Genomic DNA, 19,878 nt, shown 5'->3' on the forward strand with positions numbered 1-19,878 from the left:
GTAGCGTCGAAAGCTGACCAATTGCACAGCGCATCCGAGGGGGAGAGATGTTCCGACGAGCGAGTCTGCTGCTGTCCGGAGCACTGGTCTCGGCGCTGAGCCTCGGTCTGGGGACGGGGACGGCACCAGCGTCCGATCACACACCACCATTCACGCCGGGAGCTCTGGGCGCCGGCGATCCGTACTTCGCCACCGACGGGAACGGTGGTTACGACGTCAAGCACTACCTGCTGGACGTGAAGTACGCGCCGACGACCGACCGGCTCACCGGTGTCGCCACGATCAGCGCCCGCGCGACCCAGAACCTGTCCCGGTTCAACCTGGACCTGCAGGGCCTCACCGTACGTTCGATCACCGTCAACGGGCGTCCGGCCGACTGGTCCCGCGCGGCTGACGAGCTCACCGTCAAACCACGGTCCGGGCTGCCCAAGTCGAAGGACTTCACCGCGGTGATCCGGTACGACGGTGTGCCCGAGACGCTCAGCGACGGCAGCGGGTTCGTCCACACCGACGACGGCACCGTGGTGATCGGCGAACCGCACGTCGCGGACACCTGGTACCCGGTGAACGACCATCCGACCGACAAGGCGGCGTACACGTTCAAGATCGCGGTTCCGGCCGGGCTCGAGGCGGTCGCCAACGGCGTCCTGGAGGACAAGCGCACCAGCCGCGGCTGGACCACCTGGACCTGGGACGCTCGCGAGCCGATGGCGTCGTACCTGACCACCGCGACGATCGGCCAGTTCGAGCTGCGTGCGTACCAGAAGCAGGGCATCCGGTACTGGGACGCGTTCGATCCGGACCTGTTCGACGAGGCCGTGCCGCGGACCGGTCAGCAGTACGCCATCTCGCAGCGGGTGGCGACCGGCGAGCCGTCGTACAAGCGGCTGGCGCGGACCATCACCGTGCCGGCGGCCGGGGCGAACCTGTCGTTCTGGATCACCCGGGACACCGAGGCGGGGTGGGACTACGCGTTCGTCGAGGCGCACACGGTCGGCCAGGACGACTGGACCACGTTGCCCGATGTCAACGGCCACACCAGCCAGGACACCGGCCTGGTCTGCCCGTTCTGGCTCGAGCTGCATCCGTTCCTCGAGCACTACCAGACCGCGGAGTCCGACGAGGCTTGCACACCGTCCGGGTCCACCGGCTCCTGGTGGGCAGCGAGCGGCCGCAGTGACGGGTACGAGCAGTGGAAGGTCGACCTGTCGGCGTACGCGGGGAAGAACGTCGAGGTGTCGATCACCTACGCCAGTGACGACGCGGTCCAGCTTCCGGGCGTCGTCGTGGACGACATCGTCGTCTCCACCGGCGCCGGTACGACGTCGTTCGAGGCCGACGCGGATCCGTTCGACGGCTGGACCGTGCCGGGCCCGCCAGCCGGCAGCACCCCGAACCCGAACGACTGGATCGTGGGCAGCGCCGCGGACGCTCCACCCACCACCGGTGAGGTCGTCGACGCGTCGTTCGCCCGGCAGACCGAGATCGTCGGGTTCCTCTCCGACACGTTCGGCCGCTATCCCTTCACGGCCTCGGGCGGCATCGTCGACGACGCCGACGGTCTCGGGTTCGCGCTGGAGAACCAGACCCGGCCGATCTATGCGCGGGACTTCTTCACCGACACCGTCAACGGGCAGGGCGTGATCGTGCACGAGCTCGCCCACCAGTGGTTCGGCGACAGTCTCGCGGTGGCCCGCTGGCAGCACATCTGGCTGAACGAAGGGTTCGCGACGTACGCCGAGTGGTTGTGGAGCGAACGCGAGGGAACGGGCACGGCGCAGGAGACGTTCGACTTCTTCTACAACGTGTTCCCGGCGGACCATCCGTTCTGGACGTTGCCGATCGGCGACCCCGGGCCGGACTTCCTGTTCGAGTTCCCGGTCTATGCCCGCGGCGCGATGACGTTGCACCAACTGCGGCTGGCCGTCGGAGACGCCGACTTCTTCAGCATCCTGCGGACCTGGGCGAAGACCAACCGCAACGGCAACGTCACCACCGACCAGTTCATCGCACTGGCCGAGAAGATCTCGGGACAGCAGCTCGACAGCCTGTTCCAGACCTGGCTCTTCACCACCACGAAACCGGTGCTCGCCAGTGCCGCCAAGCTCACCGCAGCCACACCGGACGCGGCGAGCCTGCTCGGCAGGTACAAGACCGGCCCGCGGCGCTAGAGGGTTGCGAACCTGGCCGCCGCGACGAAGGCGGCCAGGGCGAGAAGGGTGGTGTTGGCGGCTACTGATCTGGGTTCACGGAGAGAGGCGTGCGAGGTCGCCGCGCCGATCATCACGCCGGCCAGGCCGAGTGCGGCCAAAGGCGTGAGGACGCGGGCGGTGTCGGTCAGCCACGGCACGAACAGCGCGACGACCGCGAGCAGTTCGGCGATCGCCACCGCGCGGACGACGGGCATCGGGAACGGCGCGATGCCCGTCTGGCCGGTGGCGATCAGGCGGTCGCGAGACATCGTGGACTTCGCGACACCGGAGATCGTGAAGACCACAGCCAGTGCGGCGGTGAGGATCCAGGTGATCGTGTTCATGTCGATTGCAGACGTTCGGCTATCCGATCCTGTGACACTGTCACCGGGAGACACCGTCGATCGTCTCGAAAGGTGTGATGGAGGAACTCAGGCCACTGCTGCTGTCGATCGCGTACCGGATGCTGGGGAGCTTCGGCGACGCGGAGGACGTCGTCCAGGAGGCGTACCTGCGGCTCCATCGCGAGGACCGGGTGGAGTCGCCGAAGGCGTTCCTGACCACGGTGACCACGCGGCTGGCGATCGATCAGTTGCGATCGGCGCGCCGGCAGCGGGAGACCTACCTCGGACCGTGGCTGCCCGAGCCGGCCATCGACGAGTACGTCGACCTCGCCGACCGGGCCGCCCTCTCGGACTCGCTGTCCACCGCGTTCCTGGTCGTCCTCGAGCGCCTCTCCCCCGACCAGCGCGCGGTCTTCCTGCTGTACGACGTCTTCGGCTACTCCTACGACGACCTCGCCGCGATCATCGGAAAGACCCCGGCCGCCTGCCGCCAGCTCGCCGTCCGCGCCCGTCGCCGGATCGCCGACAATCGGCCACGCTTCGACCCGTCACCCCACGAGCGCGACGAGCTGGTACGGCGCTTCGTCGCGGCCGCCGAGGACGGTCAGCTCGAGGCCCTCGTCGAGCTCCTCACCCCCGACGCCACCTTCACCGGAGACGGCGGCGGCAAGGGCCAGGCGTTCCCGCGGCCGATCCACGGCGGCGACAAGGTCGCCCGGATGGCGATCGGCGCGTTCACCAAACTGGCCGCCTCGGGACTCCGCGTCGTACCGGCCCATGTCGGCGGTCAGCCGGCGCTGCGGATGCACGACGCCGCGGACCGCACCGTCGCGGTCTGGTCGTTCGTCATCGCCGACGGCGCGATCACCGCCGTCCACGGCATCGTGAACCCGGACAAGCTCGCCCACCTGCAGCCGTCAGGGCACGCGCACGACCAGGGCTGACGGATCGACGGACGCGCTCAGCGTGCGACCGTCGGAGATCGTGTCCCCGTCCAGTTGCCGTCGTACCGTCTTCGCCGCGGTGATCCGGATCCGCTTCCCGGTGAACCGCTGGATGTGCTGTTCGCGCCACGACTTGATCACCAGGCTCAGCGCCAGCCGGGGCCATTGACTGATCCGGCGCGGCGTCAGGACGACGGCATCGATCAGCCCGTCGTCCGGGACCGCGTCCGGCAGCAGCGGGATGTTCGCCTGCAGGGTGCCGACGTTGCCGATCACCACGGTCCGCGCGCGGCGGCGTACCGGCGGCTGGTCGTCGACGGCGATCTCGACCCGCACGGACGGATGGTTCAGGTTCTTGATCGTGGACACGACGTACGCCGCCCAGCCGACGCGCTTCTTCAGGTCGTCCGGGGCGTCCGCGATGATCGCCGCGTCGAGCCCGAGGCCCGCCATCACGACGAACCGGTCGCCGGCCAGCTCGTCGCCCTCGATCAGCACGCTGTCGATCCGCTGCTCGGTGCCGTCGAGCACCTCGGCCAGCGCGGCGTCGAGGTCGAGCGAGATGCCGAGGTTGCGGGCCAGCAGGTTCCCGGTCCCGGCCGGCAGGACGGCGACCGGGATGTCCGTCCCGGCGAGCTCGGCGCAGACGACGCGCACGGTGCCGTCACCGCCCGCCACCACGACCAGGTCGACGGCGTCCTTGATCGCCCGCTGGGCCATCGTGACTCCCGCGTCCTCCTCGGTCGTCTCCAGCCACAGCGCGATGTCCACGCCGCGCTCGGTCACCGCGGTCTCGACGGTGGGGCGGAAGCCGTCGGGGACCTTGATCGGGTTGACAATCACAGCTGCTCGTCTGGCGGGACTCACCTGATATCTGTCCGTTCGGGAGATAGCGTGCCTGGAGTGAGCAGACTTCCACGGAGTACACCAGAAGCCCAGGGGTTGTCGGCCGCCGCGCTCGACACATTCGTCGCGGCGCTCGACGCCGCCCCGCCGGAGATCCAGACCGTGATGCTGCTGCGGCACGGTCATGTCGTCCTCGAGGAGGCCTGGTCACCGTACCGGTTGACCGACCCGCACCTGCTGTTCTCCGTGTCGAAGAGCTTCACCTCGACCGGGGTCGGGCTCGCGATCGACGCCGGGCTGCTGTCGCTCGACGACCAGGTGATCTCGTTCTTCGACGCCGGCGAACTGCCGGAGACGATCAGCGACAACCTGGCCGCGATGAAGATCCGGCACCTGCTGACGATGACGACCGGTCACGACAAGGACACCGTCGAGGCGCTGTCCCGGGACCGCCGGATGATCAAGGTCTTCCTCGGTCTCGACGTCGAGCACGAGCCGGGCACGGTGTTCGCCTACAACAGCGGCGCGACGTACATGTTGTCCGCGATCCTGCAGCGGCTGACCGGTGAGCGGCTGCTCGACTACCTGCGGCCGCGGCTGTTCGAGCCGCTCGGCGCGACCGAGGCGAGCTGGCAGGTGTCGACCGAGGGCATCACGGTCGGCGGCTGGGGCCTGAGCATCAACACCGAGTCGCTGGCGTCCTTCGGGCAGCTGCTGCTGCAGCGCGGCGTCTGGGAGGGCAAGCAGCTCGTCCCGGCCGAGTGGTTCGAGGCAGCGACCTCGAAGCAGGTGCCGAACGACACCGAGGAGAATCCGGACTGGAAGCAGGGGTACGGCTTCCAGTTCTGGCGTGGTCGCCACAACACGTACCGCGGCGACGGCGCGTTCGGTCAGTTCTGCCTGATCTTCCCGGCGTTCGACGCGGCGCTCATCATCACCAGCGCGACCACCGACATGCAGGCGATTCTCAACACCGTCTGGGACCACCTGCTGCCGGCCCTCGAGGGCAAGGAGGTCACGCCGGTCGCGAGGCCGGAGCGCCTGGAGCTGGCTCCACCCACCGGTTCCGCGGGTGCCGGTGCCGGGAACGGGCAGACCTACCGTTTCACCGACGACCACGCGACCGGGCTGACCGCGGTCCGGCTGGATCCGGACGGCACCGGCACGTTCACGTTCGCCGGTCTCGAGCCGGGCGCGACCGACCCGGTGGACATCGTCTGTGCTCCCGGCGACTGGCGGGAGCTCAACTCGGTCGGCGTCCTCAAGGAGGCCGACCCGCAGGTCGGGCAGCGCGTGGTCTCCAGCGCTCACCTCGATGGCGACAGGTTCGTGGCGACGATCCGCTTCCTCGAGACGCCGTTCGTCCTCACGCTCAGCTGCCACCCGCCGGCGGACCAGCTGACCATCGACGTCACCCAGAACGTCTCCTTCGGACCGACCGCCTTCACGATCACCTCGGAGACGTGATCGGCGTCACTGTCACAAGCCGGGACCGGCGCGTGTCCTCCGGGTCGTAACAACAGACGACGGAGGAATGACATGAAGGTCTTGGTAGCAGGTGCGACCGGCGGACTGGGCCGGTCGTTGGTGCCGCAGCTGGTCGCGGCCGGGCACGAGGTGACCGGGATGATCCGGTCGGAGTCCGGCGCGGCCGGGGTGCGGGCGTTCGGGGCGGACGTCGTCCTCGCGGACGGCCTCGACGCCGGCGCGGTCGCGGCCGCGGTGCGGTCGGTCCGCCCGGAGGTCGTCGTCCATCAGATGACGGCGCTCAAGGGCGGGATCGACTTGAAGCACTTCGACGACAGCTTCGCGCTGACGAACCGGCTCCGCACCGAAGGCACCGACAACCTGCTCGCCGCATCCCTGGCTGCCGGCGTACGACGGTTCGTCGTCCAGTCGTACGCCGGCTGGAACTTGCAGCACGGCGGATCCGCCACGAAGACCGAGGCGGATCCGCTGGACCCCGATCCGGTGCCGGCGCAGCGCAAGACGATGGCCGGGATCAAGCACCTCGAGTCGGTCGTCACGAACGCCGACGGGATCGAGGGGGTCGCGCTGCGGTACGGGAGCTTCTACGGGCCGACCGGCGACATCGGCAAGGGCGGCTCGATGGTCGAGATGATCCAGAAGCGCAAGCTGCCGCTGATCGGCGACGGGACCGGGATCTGGTCGTTCATCCATTACGACGACGCGGCCGACGCGACGGTGAAGGCGATCGAGAGCGACGCGACCGGCGTCTTCCAGATCGCCGACGACGACCCGGCGCAGGCGGCGGTGTGGCTGCCGGAGTTCGCCCGCATCCTCGGCGCCAAGCCGCCGCGGCACGTGCCGGCCTGGCTGGGCCGGCTCGCTGTCGGCGACGTCGGGGTCGCCGCCTTCAACGAGATCCGCGGCGCGGACAACAGCCTGGCCAAGGCGACCTTCGGCTGGCAGCCCGGCTACGCCTCCTGGCGCGACGGCTTCCGCAACGGCCTCTAGTCGGCCGGGGCGGAGGCCGGGAGCAGGGTGTAGATCTCGTTCCGCGCGTACTTGCTCATCGCGACTGCAAGGTCGGTGTGCGCAGGTGCCAATCGGTGGCCGCTTGATACGCCTGGCCGACACGCAGGGTGAGCGCATCCGCGTGCCGCGCCGCGACGACCTGCAGCCCGACGGGCAGTCCGGCGCGAGTGAACCCGCACGGCACGCTCAGCGCCGGCTGCTGGGTGAGGTTGAACGGGTACGTGTACGGCGTCCAGCTCGTCCAATCCGGTGACGCCGAACCGTCCGGCACATCCTGTCCGACCGGGAACGCCGTGATCGGCAGGGTCGGCGTCACGAGCACGTCGTACCGCTGGTGGAACCGTCCCATCAGCTGCCCGAGCTCCATCCGGACGTTGGTCGCCTGCAGGACATCAGCGGCGGAGTACGCCGATCCGAGCGCGGCCACCCGGCGCAGTCCGGGATCGACGCGATCGTCGACGTCGTGCGCCGACAGGATCTTCGCGGCACCCGACCACCACAGCACGTGGAACGCGTCGAGAGGATCGGCGAACCCCGGATCGACCTCGGTCACCTCGGCCCCGGCGGCCGCGAGGACCCCGACCGCCGCGCGGACGAGCTCTTCGACCTCGGGGTCATTGTCAGCAAAACCAAGATCGGACGAGAAGGCGATCCGAAGGCCGGCGATCCCGTCATCGAGCCCGCTCAGGAACGAGCCGGCCGGCGTCGGCATCGCGGACCAGTCGCGAGCGTCGTACCCGGTGATCACGTCCATCAGCGCGGCCGTGTCGCGGACCGTCCGCGTCATCGGCCCGGCGTGAGACAACGTCCCGAACGCACTCGGCGGATACAACGGGATCAGCCCGTACGTCGGCTTGAGTGCGACCGTCCCGGTGAACGCGGCCGGGATCCGGACCGATCCTCCGCCGTCGGTGCCGACCGACCACACGCCCATCCCAAGGGCGACGGCCGCCGCCGATCCGCCGCTCGAACCGCCTGGTGTCGTCGCCGGATCCCAGGGGTTGCGCGTCACGCCGTACGCGAAGGAATCCGTGACGCCCTTCCACGAGTACTCCGGGGTGGTCGTCTTGCCGAGGATCACGGCGCCGGTCTCACGCAGGCGGGCGACGGCCGGGGCGTCCTCGAGCCACGGGCCGGCCTCGTCGATCAACGTGCTGCCGCGCAGTGTCGGCCAGCCCTTGGTCCACAACGCGTCCTTGATCGAGGTCGGTACGCCGTCTCCGGGGCCGAGCGGCTCCCCTGAATGCCACCGGGCCTCCGACTCCTTCGCGGCGGCGAGGGCGCCCTCGGTGTCGACCAGGACGAACGCGTTGACCTGGTCGTCGTACCGCTCGATCGCGTCCAGCGCCGCCCGCGTCGCCTCCACCGGCGAGATCGTCCCGATCCGGTAGCCCTCGACCAGTTCCGTTGCCTGCGTCATCGATCTCCCGTCGGGACGTAGCCGAGCTTCTTGTCCACCACGTTCAGCAGGGGTTCTCCGGTGAGCCAGCGGCGCAGGATGGCGACGAACTGGGCCGAGAGCGTGTCCCGCCAGCCGATCACGTCGCCCGACATGTGGGCGGTGATGGTGACGTTCGGCGCATCCCAGAGTGGGTGGTCGGGGGGCAACGGCTCGCGATCGAAGACGTCGAGGGTGGCCGCGATCCGTCCGTCGCGCAAAGCCTTCAGCAGCGCGGTTTCGTCGACAATCGGACCGCGGGCGATGTTGATCAGATGTGCACCGGGCCGCATTCCCGACAGCACCTCGGCGTCGACCAGCCCGCGGGTCGCGTCCGTCAGCGGCGCCGCGACGACCAGGTGATCGGCCCACGCCGCTGCGGCCGACAGGTTGCTGCTGGCAACGACTTCGCCGAAGTCGGGGTCGGCCGGCCGTGCCACGCGTCCGGCCCCACGGACCTGCAGGCCGGCGGCGCGGAGGAGCCGTGCCGTCTCCCGCCCGATCGCACCCGTGCCGACAATCAGCGCGTTCGTACCGAGCACGCTGCGCGTCTCCCGGTGCCGCCACTCGTGCCGCCGCTGGAACTCCAGGCTCCGCCGGCTGTCCTTCGCGTGCGCGATCACCGCGCCCAGCACGTACTCCGCGATCGGCCGGTCGAACACCCCATGCGCGTTCGTCACCACGACATCGGAATCCCGAAGCTCGTCGAACAGCAGCGTGTCCACGCCCGCCGCCGTCACGTGGATCCACTCCACCGACCCGGCCTCGGCCCAGACAGTCCGAACCGCCGTGGAGAAGTAGTCCCACAACAGCAGGCCTCGCGCTCCCTGCACCGCCTCGCCCAGCCCGGACGCATCACAGAACCGGAAGTCGACGCCCAGCCCGTCGAGCCCGGGCGGCATCAGCAGCTCACCGGCGGACGACCGCTCACAGAGCACCGCGATCACGGGGCGCCCGGCGGGAGGTGGCATGCGTCGAGGCTAGGAAGGCGTCCGTAGGATTGTCAACAATCCTCCGCTGGTCGCACACTGACTCGCAGGACCGCGCGCCTTCAGGAGGTAGTCCCTTGCGAACGCTCCCGTACGCCGGCCGCGTGGCCGGACTGGTCGGCTCGGTGATCGACTCGAGTACGTCGTTGCTGCACAAGCAGACGCACGACATCGTGCGGTTCGCGATGGGATCACCGGCCGCCGAAGCGGTCCCATCGGCGGTCCTCGCCGCGATCGCCGCCGAACAACTCAGCCGCCCGGACGCGTACGACTACGCGGCCACCGAGGGAGATCCGCCGCTGCTCGACGCGCTCCTCGAGATGCTGCGCGGGACGAGCGACGAGACCACCCCCGACCGGCTCACGATCACCGCGGGCGGGATGCAGGGGCTCGATCTGTTCTGCAAGCTCTTCGTCGACCCCGGCGACCTGGTCGTCGTCGAGTCACCGACGTACACGAACGGCAGCGCGACGGCATTGTCGTACGGCGCCGAACTGCTCGAGGTCCCGGTCGATGTCGACGGAATGATTGTCGACGATCTCCCCCGGCTCCTCGACGGACGGCGGCCGAAGGCGATCTACACGATCCCGACGTTCCAGAACCCGTCCGGCGCGACACTCTCGCTGGAGCGGCGGCACCAGCTGCTCGAACTCGCCCGTATCTGGGGATCGATGGTGATCGACGACGATCCGTACGGGCTGCTGCGGTTCGCCGGGGATCCGTTGCCGTCGCTGCGTGAGCTCGGTGCGGGCGATCCGCTGGTGTTCGCCGTACGGACGTTCTCGAAGATCGTCGCGCCGGGACTGCGGGTCGGCTGGGTGGACACCGATCCGGAGCTGCAGCCCCTGCTGATCAACGCGAAGCAGGCGATGGACACATGCACGAACCTGCCGGCCCAGCGGCTGCTCGCCGGGTTCCTGACCGGTGGTCATCTCGAGGAGCATCTGGTCACGCAGCGACTCGAGTACAAGCGCCGCAAGGACGCGATGCACACGGCGCTGCGGGAGAACTTCGGCGATATCGCCCGCTGGACCGATCCCGAGGGCGGCTTCTTCCTCTGGGTCACGCTGGAGTACGGTGTCGACACCGGTGAACTGTTCGAGATCGCGCTGGCCGAGGGTGTCGCGTTCATCCCCGGCCCGGCGTTCTCCCCCACCGGCCGGTTCCACGACGCACTGCGGCTGTGCTTCGCGTCGACCCCGCCGGAGCGCATCCACGAAGGCATCGCCCGCCTCCGCCGCTCCGTGGACGAGTTGGTGCCCTAGGCAACTATCCGGCTCTCTGTGCTCTCACCTGCCCGCCACTTGGTGAGAGAATTCGTTAACCGACCTGTTACACCCGAGGACGGCCGGCGAAACCGGCACGCCCTGAACTGGTCGAGACCCGCCGCCACGGCGGGGCGCCCCTAGGGTTCCGCTGCCACTACCGGCAGGACTGGTCCGAGAGGGGAGACGGTGCCGTCGTGACGGCGCCGTTCCACGGCGGGACAAAAGCCCGGGAGGCCTTGAGGGCCCCGGGTGCCGTGTGCGTTCCGGGCCGAACCGACGGAGGCCGGAATGTCAGCCACCCCTGAAACACTGACCTCGCCCACCACCGATGCACTGGGCGCTGAGGATCTGGGCCGGTTCGGCTACGCCCAGCAGCTCTCGCGCCGGGTCGGCAGCTATGCGTCGTTCGCTGCCGGCTTCTCGTTCGTGTCCATCCTCACCACTGTCTTCCAGCTGTTCGGACTGGGCTTCGGCTTCGGTGGTACGGCGTTCTTCTGGACCTGGCCCGCTGTCCTCGCCGGCCAGCTGATGGTGGCGCTGTGCTTCGCCGAACTCGCCGCGCGCTACCCGCTGTCCGGAGCGATCTATCAATGGGCCCGGCGGCTCGGCGGCGCCGTCATCGGCTGGTTCGCCGGCTGGACGATGGTGATCGCGCAGATCATCACGCTCGCCACCGCGGCGATCGCGCTGCAGGTCGTACTGCCCGCGGTCTGGTCCGGCTTCCAGCTGGTCGGGACCGACCCGGCGCTCTCGTCGAAGGACGGCGCGGCGAACGCTGTCGTCCTGGGCTGTCTCCTGCTCGCGGCGACGACCATTCTCAACGCGACCAGCGTCCGGATCACCGCGGTCGTCAACTCGGTCGGCGTCACCTGTGAGCTGGTCGGCGTCGTTCTGATCGTCGTATTGTTGACAACCACGGCCGAGCGCGGCCCGTCCGTGGTCCTGCACACGACGAACCTCGACAGCACCACCGGGTACGTCGTACCCCTGCTCATCTCGGCGTTGATGGCGGCGTACGTGCTGGTCGGGTTCGACAGCGCGGGCGAACTGTCGGAGGAGACGCACAAGCCCCGGGCGACCACGCCGCGGACGATCATCCGGGCCGTCGTCGCGTCCGGGATCGGCGGCGCGTTCCTCATCGTCGCCGCGCTGATGGCCGCGCCCTCGCTGACCGACGGCGATCTCGCCACGCAGGGTCTCCCCTACGTGCTGACCAGCCGCCTTGGTACGACGCCCGGCAAGCTGCTGCTCCTCGATGTCGCGCTCGCGGTGTGCGTGTGCACGCTCGCGATCCAGACCGCGGCCGCGCGGATGATCTTCTCGATGGCGCGTGACAACGTCCTGCCGGCGTCGCGTCAGTTGCGCCAGGTGTCCCGCCGTACCGGTACGCCGGTCGCGGCGACCATCGTGCCCGGGATCCTCGCCGGCGTCTGCCTCGTGGTGAACTTCGGCAACGCGGGCCTGTTCCTCGGCCTGGCCAGCGTCTGCATCATGCTGCTCTACATCGCGTATCTGATGGTGACCGCACCCCTGCTGGTACGGCGCTTGACCGGCAACGGACCGGCCGCCGGGAAGGACGAGGACGGGCGTCCGCTGTTCTCGCTCGGACGGTTCGGTCTGATTGTCAACATCGTCGCGGTCGCCTACGGGCTCGCGATGGCGATCAACCTCGGGTGGCCGCGTGCCGAGGTGTACGACCCGGCCGGCGCGGGCTGGTATCTGCACTATCTACCGCTGATCACTCTCACGATCGTGGCCGTGGGTGGACTGATCGCCTACCGGGCCCAGCGCACCGCCTATCACGCCTCGATCGGCCTGGTGGTCCCGGCCGCCACTCCCGCCATCGCCGAAGGGGCCGGCGCATGAACCACGAGATCCCCGCTGACGCGGCGTGGTCGGCACCGGTCCGCGCCGGACGAAGCATCACCCTGACCGCGTTGGCCGACGGCGCGAACGCGTCGGTGCTGATCATCGGCGCCGATCGGCTCGATCGGCTGAACATCCCGGACACGCTGAAGTCGCAGATGTCCGCGCGGATCCGCACCGGCATGGTCCTCATGTCCGACCGCGGTCTCGCGCTGGCGACGGTCGTCGCGTCCACCCTCGACTGGCACGACTGCCTCACCGGCGGACGCCCTGAGCAACTACTGCTGCTCGAACTGGCCAAGCACGGTTTCGGAGCAGTGGATCTGCACGGCTGCATCAACTTCTTCTCGAAGGTCTGCATCGCGGACGACGCGCGGGCCTCGCTCGCGTTCGTTCCCGGCCACGCGCACGCCGGGGACAGTGTCACGCTGCGGGCGGAGCAGAACCTCTTGGTGTTCATCTCCACCGCGCCGCATCCGTTGTCCGACGGGCCGGCCGCGGGAGTCGCCGTACAGATCGCGGCTGCCGACGGGACGGAGCAGCTCGAACTGCGCTCTGCCGATGGGACGGAGCTCGAGCTGCGCGAGGAAGCGGTCCGTGCGCTCGAGCTGACCCGGGAGCTGATCGCATGACCATCATCGAGACGCGCACCGCCCTGGACACCGTGGTGGAGCCGGGCGACGGCGCACTGATCACCGTGCCGGCGGGTGGTCGATTGCAGATTGTCGACCTGCATGGCAATCAGGCAGTCGACACCTTGCTCTACGACGCGCACGACATCGACAACCGGTACTCGGCCTTCGACACGATCCGCGAACAGCAGGCCGTCTTCCTGACCACAGGTTCACGCCTGCTGTCGACCCGGCTCGACGAACTCGCGGTGATCTCCGACGACACCTGCGGCCGGCACGACACCGTCGGCGGCGCGTGTTCCCAGGAGAGCAACGTCATCCGGTACGGCGTGAGCACGCGGCACCAGCACGCCTGCCGCCAGACCTTCCTGACGTACGGCGGACCGGCGGGCATCGGGCAGCGTCAGCTCACCCACAACATCAACTTCTTCATGAACGTCCCGGTCACCTCGACCGGAGACCTGAAGTTCGACGACGGTCTCTCGGCCCCCGGCCGGTACGTCGAGCTCACCGCCAGCCGGGACATCCTGGTGCTGATCAGCAACTGTCCGCAGATCAACAATCCCTGCAACGGCTGGAATCCGACGCCGATCCAGCTCCTGGGCTGGTGGTGACGGTGGCCGTCATCACGATCATCAGACCGGGAACGCAGACCACGATCCAGGACCTGGCCGGGCGGCCGGGCCTGTGGGACGTCGGCGTACCGCCGTCCGGCGCGGCCGACGAACTCAGCTTCGCACTGGTCAACTCGGCAGTGGGCAATCCGGACAGCGCGGCCGGGCTGGAGTGTGTGGTCAGCGGTCCGGTGCTGACCTGTGACGAGGATCGGCTGGTCTGCGTCGGTGGCGCGGTCAACAATGCGACGATCGACGGGATCCGGTTCCGCCCCGGCCTGGTTGTCCGGCTGCCGGCCGGGTCCACCCTCGACCTGGGCCTGATCGACGGTCCGGGTCTGCGTGGGTACCTGGCGATCGAGGGCGGGCTGGACGTTCCGCGCGTGCTCGGCAGCCGGTCGACGTTCGTACTCGGTGGTTTCGGTGGTCAGGAGGGTCGCGCCCTTGCGGCCGCCGACCAACTTCCCTTGGGCCGGCGGGAGAACCTGCTCACCCCGCTGTCGGTCGACCTGCCGGCGTTCTCCGACAGTTGGCAGGTCCGGGTGATCGCGGGTCCGCATGGCGCTCCGGACCACCTCACGCCTGAGGGTGTCGACGAGTTCTTTGCCAACAGTTGGATTGTCGACCATCGCTCCGACCGCACCGGGATCAGGCTCGTCGGTCCGACGCCGGGCTGGGCCCGGACCGACGGCGGCGAGGCTGGTCTGCATCCGTCCAACGTGCACGACTCGGCGTACCCGGTCGGCGGCATCATGCTGTCCGGCGATACTCCGGTCATCGTCGGCAAGGACGGTCCGTCGCTCGGCGGCTTCGTCGTACCGGCCGTGGTGATCGAGGCCGACCGGTGGATGCTCGGGCAGCTCCGCGCCGGGGACACCGTCCAGCTGGTGCCGGTGACGCCAGCGGCGGCGACCGAGGCGATCCGGGTACGACGTCATTGGCTGAGTGATCTCCGGCAGGACCCGGCGGAGAGCGTCTCCCCGATCAGCACCTCCGACCGTCCGAAGGCCCTGCACCACGGCGAGCGTGCGGCCACGGCGCCGCCGTACACGATCAGATGCGCGGGCGAGCGGCACCTGCTCGTCGAGGCGGGACCGGCCGAGCTCGATCTCACGGTCCGGGTGTGGATCCACCTGCTGGCCCAGTCCTTGCGCGCCGACCTGCCGGGCGGCGTGACGGAGATCGTCGAGGGTGTGCGGTCGATGCTGGTGGCGGTCGACTCGGCACGGCTGACACTGACCGAACTCGCCGAGCGACTCGCGTTCCTCGCCGCCGGGCTGGACGATCCCGAAACCGTGGTGCTGCCGGCGCGTGAGGTGACCTTGCCGATCGCGTTCGACCACCCGGAGGCCCACGAGGCGATGCGCCGGTACGCGACCTCGGTCCGGTCGGACGCGCCCTGGTGCCCGGACAACGTCGAGTTCATCCGGCGGGTCAACGATCTGCGGCAGCGCGACGAGGTGTTCGAGATCATGCAGCAGGCGACGTACCTGGTCGTCGGGCTGGGTGACGTGTACCTCGGCGCGCCGGTCGCCGTACCGATCGATCCGCGGCACCGGCTGGTGACGACCAAGTACAACCCGGCGCGCACGTGGACGCCGCAGAACGCGGTCGGGATCGGCGGCGTCTACCTGTGCGTGTACGGGATGGAAGGACCCGGCGGCTACCAGTTGGTCGGGCGGACGGTCCCGATCTGGCGATTGTCGGCAACCGACGAGCATCCTTGGTTGTTGCGGCAGTTCGACCTGATCCGCTTCACCCCGGTGAGCGCGGAGCAACTCGCCCACGAACGGGCCGAGATCGCGGCCGGTCGGGCGGACCTGCGGGTCACCCCGGCCACGTTCTCGATCGCAGACGTACGCCGGATCGAGCAGGAGGCACCCGTGGACATCGCGACCGTGCGCGCGAAACGACGAGCGGCGTTCGAGGCCGAGCGGGCGAGGTGGGGCGCATGAACGACAACCCTGTCTGGATCACGCGGGTCGACCCGATCGAGCCCGCACCCGGTCCGCTGCGCGGACTCACGATGGCGTTGAAGGACAACATCGACCTGGCCGGTGTGCCGACGACCGCGGGCGATCCGCGCAACACCTCGCCGGCGACCTCCAACGCCTTCGTGGTCGATCAGCTGCTGGCGGCCGGCGCCGTACCGGTGGGGAAGACGAATCTCGACCAGTACGCGACCGGGCTGGTCGGGACGCGGTCGCCGTACGGCGCTTGTCACTCGGTCTACTCGGCCGAGCACGTGTCGGGTGGATCGAGTTCGGGCAGCGCGGTCGCGGTCGCCCGTGGGGAGGTCGACTTCGCGCTCGGCACGGATACCGCGGGGAGTGGCCGGGTACCGGCTGCCTTCAATCGGATTGTCGGCATCAAACCGAGTCGCGGGATCGTGTCCGCGCGTGGCGTCGTACCGGCGTGCCGGTCGCTCGACTGCGTGACGGTGATGGCTCGGTCGGTGGCTACGGCGCGGCGGGTGTTCGACGTGATGGTTGCCTTCGACCCGGACGACGCCTGGTCGCGGCGAGTCTCGTCGCTGCCCCGGTCCCGGCCGGGTCGGGTGGCCCGCGCCTCGGCGGTGATCGGGGTGCCTGATGTGGGGCTGGACCTGTCTCCACAGCATGAGGTGGCTTGGCAGGCGACGCTCGATCAGGCGCACCGGCTCGGTGAGGTGGTCAAGGTCGACGTACGGCCGTTGCTCGAGGCGGCGGAGTTGCTGTACTCCGGGCCGTGGCTCGCCGAGCGGTGGCTCGCCTTCGGCTCGAAGCTTGTCGACGATCCTGCTGTCGACCCGACCGTCCGCGCGATCGTCAGTCAGGGTGCGTCCCTGACCGCCGCGGAGGCCTTCGCCGGATTCGACCGCCTCGCGACACTCGCCCGCGCGAGCGAACATCTGTGGACGCAACTCGACGCACTCCTCCTGCCGGTGACGCCCGACCATCCGACCCTGGCCGAGGTCGCGGCGGACCCGATAGCCGTCAACAGCCGCCTGGGCCGCTTCACGAACATGGTCAACCTCCTGGACCTCTGCGCCATCGCCTTCCCCGGCCCAGACCGCCCCGACGGCCTCCCCTTCGGAATCCAACTCCTGGCCCCCGCAGGCCACGACGAGGTCGTCATCAACCTCGCCGCCACGTGGTCCGGCGAGCAGGATGGGCCGGCGAACGTCGGGGGTGCGGGTGTTGGGTCGGCGGACGGCGAGATTCTGCTGGCAGTCGCCGGAGCACACCTGAGCGGGCAACCGTTGAACGCCGAGCTCGTCCGACGGGGCGCCCGCCTCGACCGGGTTGCGCGCACGGCTCCGTCGTACCGCATGTATCTGGTCGACGGACCACGCCCCGGCCTGACTCGAACCGTGCCCAACCTCGACGGCCCCGCCCGTGAGGACGGGCTCGGCATCTCAGGTCACAGCGGACCAGGCAGCTCTGGTTCGGACGGGCCTGGCCTCGAGGTCGAACTCTGGAGCATGCCGGCTGCCGAACTCGGCGGCTTCCTCGCAACGATCGCTCCACCACTCGCGATCGGTCCGGTAGAGCTGTCCGACGGCGGCCAGGTCCTCGGCTTCGTGTGCACCGCCGACGCGGCGGATCCGTCCCGCGACATCACATCGTACGGCGGCTGGCGCGCGTACCTGGCCGCGGACTCCGGCTCTGGCGAGGAGGTCAGCCTAGGCTAGGGCGGCATGAACGTAACGCCCACCGAGCAGGCCATCCTGGACCGAATCGACGAGGACCTCCTCGTGCGCGTCACCGTCGCCCTCCTCCAGGCCCACGGCCAGAACCCACCCGGCGAAGAGGCGCCAACCGTCGCAGTCCTCGCCGCAGCCGCCCGCACCCTGGGCCTCACCGTGACGACGACCCAGGTCGAGCCAGGCCGCGACAACCTCACCATCACACTCACCGACAACCACGCCAGCCCCGGCACCACGGACACCGAGGACAACCGTGCCGCCGACACCGGATCCGGTGCCGGAGCCGATGCCAGTGCAGCGACCGGGGCCGGTCCCGGAGCCGGCGCCGGTGCCTTTGCTGGAGGCGGTGCCAGTGCTGCAACCGGAACCGGGCCCGATGCTCCAGCCGGTGCCAGTGCTAGAGGCGGTGCCAGTGCTGCAGCCGGAGCCGGTCCTGGTGCTGCAGCCGGAGCCGACAGCGGGGATAAAGGTGCTGGGGGCAACGGTTCTGTTGGCGGTGGTCCGGGACTGTTGTTGCTTGGACACACGGACGTCGTGCCGGTTGGGGAAGGGTGGACGACGGACCCGTTCGGCGGGGAGATCCGCGACGGGCGGATCTACGGCCGCGGGGCCTCCGACATGAAGGGCGGCCTCGCGGCGGCGCTGATCGCCCTCGCCGCCCTCCGCGGATGCTCCTTGAGCGGACCGGTCGAGCTCGCCGCCGTGGTCGACGAGGAGGAGACCGGCAAGGGCATCCGCGCGTACGTCGCCGAGACCGAGCGACCCTTCATCGGCTGCATCACCGCGGAACCGACCGACCTGCAGACAATCATCGCCGCACGCGGAGACTCCTACCTCCGCGTCGCCATCCACGGCCGCTCCTGCCACGCCGGCAACCCCGACGACGGCGCCAACGCCATCTACGGAGCCTCCGCCATCGTCGCCGAGATCGAACGCCTGCACGCCACAGTCGCCGCCGACCCGCACCCCCTCCTCGGCCCGGCAACCTGGAGCGTAGGCCAGATCAACGGCGGCACCGGCGGCTCGATCGTGCCAGCCGAGTGCGTGATCGTCGCCGACCGCCGACTGCTCCCAGGCGAGTCCCCCGCCACCGTGCTCGAAGACCTCCGCCAATGCGTCGCCGAGCTCCACCTAGAGGACCGCGGACTGACAGTCGACCTAGACATGCCCATGGAGATGCCCGCCTTCGAAACCCCAGCCAACGCCGACCTCGTCCGCATCACCGAGACAGCCCGCGTAGACGCCGGCGGTCCCGCCCTCCCACTAGCCGGCTGGACCGCCGCCTGCGACGGCGGCTACATCGCCCGCGACCTCGGCGCACCCGTAGTCGTCCTAGGCCCGGGCTCCGTCACCACCCAAGCCCACCGCGCCGACGAGTCCGTCGCGATCTCCGAGCTCCTCACCGCCGCCCGCGCGTACACCCTCACCGCCCTCCGCCTCCTCACCTAACTCCCTCACAGTTGTGCGTGGGTTAGTGGTTGGCGGGGCTTACGTGGACCGTGGCGGTGTGGAGCTTGGGCAACGAGCGCGACAGGCGGTGATGGGCGTCGTGCGCGATCGCGTGAGCGTCGGCGAGCGTGAGGGCCGGGTCGACGAGGACGCTCGTCTCGGCGCGGATGCGGTGTCCGGTCCAGCGGAGGCGAAGGTCCTCGATCGCGGTGACCCCGGGCGTACCGCGGAGAGTCGCCTCGGCCGCGGTCAGCAACTCCGGGTCGATCGCATCCATCAGCCGCCGGTACACGTCCGTCCAAGCACTCTTCAGTACGACGAGAATCGCGATCGTGATCACGAGCCCCACGAGCGGGTCGGCCAGTGGGAATCCCGCCAGCACACCCAACGCACCGAGCACGACCGCGAGCGACGTGAACCCGTCCGTACGAGCGTGCAACCCGTCCGCCACCAACGCCGCTGAGCCGATCCGGCGGCCGACGCGGATCCGGTACGCGGCGACCAGCTCGTTGCCCGCGAATCCGGCCAGCCCGGCGGTGATCAACGCGACCAGATGCCCCGGCGGCTGCGGATCGATCAGCCGGCGCACCGACTCGTACCCGGCGACCACCGCCGACAACGCGATCATCCCCACAATGAAGATCCCAGCAAGGTCCTCAGCCCGCCCGTACCCATACATGTAGCGCCGAGTCTCCGGCCGACGCGCCAGTACGAACGCAGCCCACAACGGCACCGCCGTCAGCGCATCCGAGAAGTTGTGCACGGTATCGGCCAGCAACGCAACGGACCCAGTGACCGCGACGAGCAGCCCCTGCACGATCGCCGTCACCCCCAGCCCCGCCAAGCTGACCTTCACCGCCCGAATCCCGTCCGCACTCCCTTCGAGCGCCGCATCCACAGACTCCGCAACATCGTGCCGGTGCGGCCGGACCACCCCCGCCACCCACCCCACCGGCCCCCACCACTCGCCCCGCCCCGCCCGCCCATGCCCATGGCCGTGCCCATGCCCAACCTCACGCCCCCACCCATCCCCGCGCCCGTACTCGTCCCGGTGCCCGTGTCCGTCTCCGCGCCCATCCCCGTGCCCGTGCTCGTCCCGGAGCCCGTGC

17 protein-coding genes and 1 riboswitch are annotated in these 19,878 nt (G+C 69.6%); of the genes, 11 read left to right on the forward strand and 6 right to left on the reverse strand.

The window, feature by feature from the left end:
• Positions 1 to 47: 47 nt before the first annotated feature.
• A complete protein-coding gene (locus ACZ6O0_RS32550) occupies positions 48 to 2,171 on the forward strand; it encodes a M1 family metallopeptidase (RefSeq protein WP_465768850.1) in 2,124 nt (707 codons plus the stop codon).
• On the opposite strand, the gene ACZ6O0_RS32555 is transcribed toward ACZ6O0_RS32550, so the two are convergent.
• On the reverse strand, positions 2,168 to 2,536 hold the full coding sequence (locus ACZ6O0_RS32555) for a DoxX family protein (RefSeq protein WP_465768851.1): 369 nt from the start codon (positions 2,534 to 2,536) through the stop codon (positions 2,168 to 2,170). The genes ACZ6O0_RS32550 and ACZ6O0_RS32555 overlap by 4 nt on opposite strands.
• Before the next feature lie 77 nt (positions 2,537 to 2,613).
• Here ACZ6O0_RS32555 and sigJ point away from each other — a divergent pair, with 77 nt between their 5' ends.
• On the forward strand, positions 2,614 to 3,480 hold the full coding sequence (gene sigJ, locus ACZ6O0_RS32560) for an RNA polymerase sigma factor SigJ (protein WP_465768852.1): 867 nt from the start codon (positions 2,614 to 2,616) through the stop codon (positions 3,478 to 3,480).
• Here sigJ and ACZ6O0_RS32565 read toward each other — a convergent pair.
• Positions 3,454 to 4,323, reverse strand: coding sequence for a diacylglycerol/lipid kinase family protein (locus ACZ6O0_RS32565; RefSeq protein ID WP_465768853.1), 870 nt, complete (start codon positions 4,321 to 4,323; stop codon positions 3,454 to 3,456). The two genes, sigJ and ACZ6O0_RS32565, sit on opposite strands and share 27 nt — an antisense overlap.
• Positions 4,324 to 4,383: 60 nt before the next feature.
• On the opposite strand from ACZ6O0_RS32565, the gene ACZ6O0_RS32570 reads away from it, so the two are divergent.
• A complete protein-coding gene (locus tag ACZ6O0_RS32570) occupies positions 4,384 to 5,793 on the forward strand; it encodes a serine hydrolase domain-containing protein (protein ID WP_465768854.1) in 1,410 nt (469 codons plus the stop codon).
• Positions 5,794 to 5,865: 72 nt separating this feature from the next.
• Positions 5,866 to 6,804, forward strand: coding sequence for an NAD-dependent epimerase/dehydratase family protein (locus tag ACZ6O0_RS32575; protein WP_465768855.1), 939 nt, complete (start codon positions 5,866 to 5,868; stop codon positions 6,802 to 6,804).
• Positions 6,805 to 6,859: 55 nt separating this feature from the next.
• Here ACZ6O0_RS32575 and ACZ6O0_RS32580 read toward each other — a convergent pair whose 3' ends face one another.
• The gene (locus ACZ6O0_RS32580; RefSeq protein ID WP_465768856.1) at positions 6,860 to 8,245 is read right to left on the reverse strand and encodes an amidase; all 1,386 of its coding nucleotides are present in this window, start codon (positions 8,243 to 8,245) and stop codon (positions 6,860 to 6,862) included.
• Positions 8,242 to 9,234 carry a D-2-hydroxyacid dehydrogenase gene (locus ACZ6O0_RS32585; protein WP_465768857.1) on the reverse strand — a complete coding sequence of 331 codons (993 nt, stop codon included), beginning with the start codon at positions 9,232 to 9,234 and terminating at the stop codon, positions 8,242 to 8,244. Before ACZ6O0_RS32585 ends, ACZ6O0_RS32580 begins: the two co-directional genes overlap by 4 nt.
• 95 nt (positions 9,235 to 9,329) lie before the next feature.
• Here ACZ6O0_RS32585 and ACZ6O0_RS32590 point away from each other — a divergent pair, with 95 nt between their 5' ends.
• The 6 genes from ACZ6O0_RS32590 (at position 9,330) to atzF (ending at position 17,305) form a co-directional block, all read left to right on the forward strand.
• Complete coding sequence (locus tag ACZ6O0_RS32590; RefSeq protein ID WP_465768858.1) at positions 9,330 to 10,517, forward strand: aminotransferase-like domain-containing protein; 1,188 nt, start codon at positions 9,330 to 9,332, stop codon at positions 10,515 to 10,517.
• A 129-nt stretch (positions 10,518 to 10,646) separates the two neighbouring features.
• Positions 10,647 to 10,755, forward strand: a riboswitch (guanidine-I (ykkC/yxkD leader).
• Positions 10,756 to 10,808: 53 nt separating this feature from the next.
• Complete coding sequence (locus ACZ6O0_RS32595; protein ID WP_465768859.1) at positions 10,809 to 12,386, forward strand: amino acid permease; 1,578 nt, start codon at positions 10,809 to 10,811, stop codon at positions 12,384 to 12,386.
• A complete protein-coding gene (locus ACZ6O0_RS32600) occupies positions 12,383 to 13,018 on the forward strand; it encodes a DUF1989 domain-containing protein (RefSeq protein WP_465768860.1) in 636 nt (211 codons plus the stop codon). Before ACZ6O0_RS32595 ends, ACZ6O0_RS32600 begins: the two co-directional genes overlap by 4 nt.
• The gene (locus tag ACZ6O0_RS32605; protein ID WP_465768861.1) at positions 13,015 to 13,632 is read left to right on the forward strand and encodes an urea amidolyase associated protein UAAP2; all 618 of its coding nucleotides are present in this window, start codon (positions 13,015 to 13,017) and stop codon (positions 13,630 to 13,632) included. The genes ACZ6O0_RS32600 and ACZ6O0_RS32605 overlap by 4 nt, the downstream gene beginning before the upstream one ends.
• 2 nt (positions 13,633 to 13,634) lie before the next feature.
• Positions 13,635 to 15,587: a 5-oxoprolinase/urea amidolyase family protein gene (locus tag ACZ6O0_RS32610; RefSeq protein ID WP_465768862.1), complete on the forward strand. Its 1,953-nt coding sequence runs from the start codon at positions 13,635 to 13,637 to the stop codon at positions 15,585 to 15,587.
• On the forward strand, positions 15,584 to 17,305 hold the full coding sequence (gene atzF / locus ACZ6O0_RS32615; protein ID WP_465768863.1) for an allophanate hydrolase: 1,722 nt from the start codon (positions 15,584 to 15,586) through the stop codon (positions 17,303 to 17,305). Before ACZ6O0_RS32610 ends, atzF begins: the two co-directional genes overlap by 4 nt.
• On the opposite strand, the gene ACZ6O0_RS32620 is transcribed toward atzF, so the two are convergent.
• Complete coding sequence (locus ACZ6O0_RS32620; RefSeq protein WP_465769256.1) at positions 17,297 to 17,539, reverse strand: hypothetical protein; 243 nt, start codon at positions 17,537 to 17,539, stop codon at positions 17,297 to 17,299. The genes atzF and ACZ6O0_RS32620 overlap by 9 nt on opposite strands.
• Between ACZ6O0_RS32620 and ACZ6O0_RS32625 the strand changes: the two genes are divergently transcribed.
• Positions 17,477 to 18,769 (forward strand): M20 family metallopeptidase, encoded by a 1,293-nt coding sequence (locus ACZ6O0_RS32625; RefSeq protein ID WP_465769250.1) that lies wholly within the window; start codon positions 17,477 to 17,479, stop codon positions 18,767 to 18,769. The genes ACZ6O0_RS32620 and ACZ6O0_RS32625 overlap by 63 nt on opposite strands.
• A 22-nt stretch (positions 18,770 to 18,791) precedes the next feature.
• On the opposite strand, the gene ACZ6O0_RS32630 is transcribed toward ACZ6O0_RS32625, so the two are convergent.
• Positions 18,792 to 19,721, reverse strand: a complete 930-nt coding sequence (locus tag ACZ6O0_RS32630; protein ID WP_465768864.1) for a cation diffusion facilitator family transporter — start codon at positions 19,719 to 19,721, stop codon at positions 18,792 to 18,794.
• Between the last annotated feature and the right edge of the window lie 157 nt (positions 19,722 to 19,878).

It is taken from the genome of Kribbella sp. NPDC048837 (genome assembly GCF_055586945.1).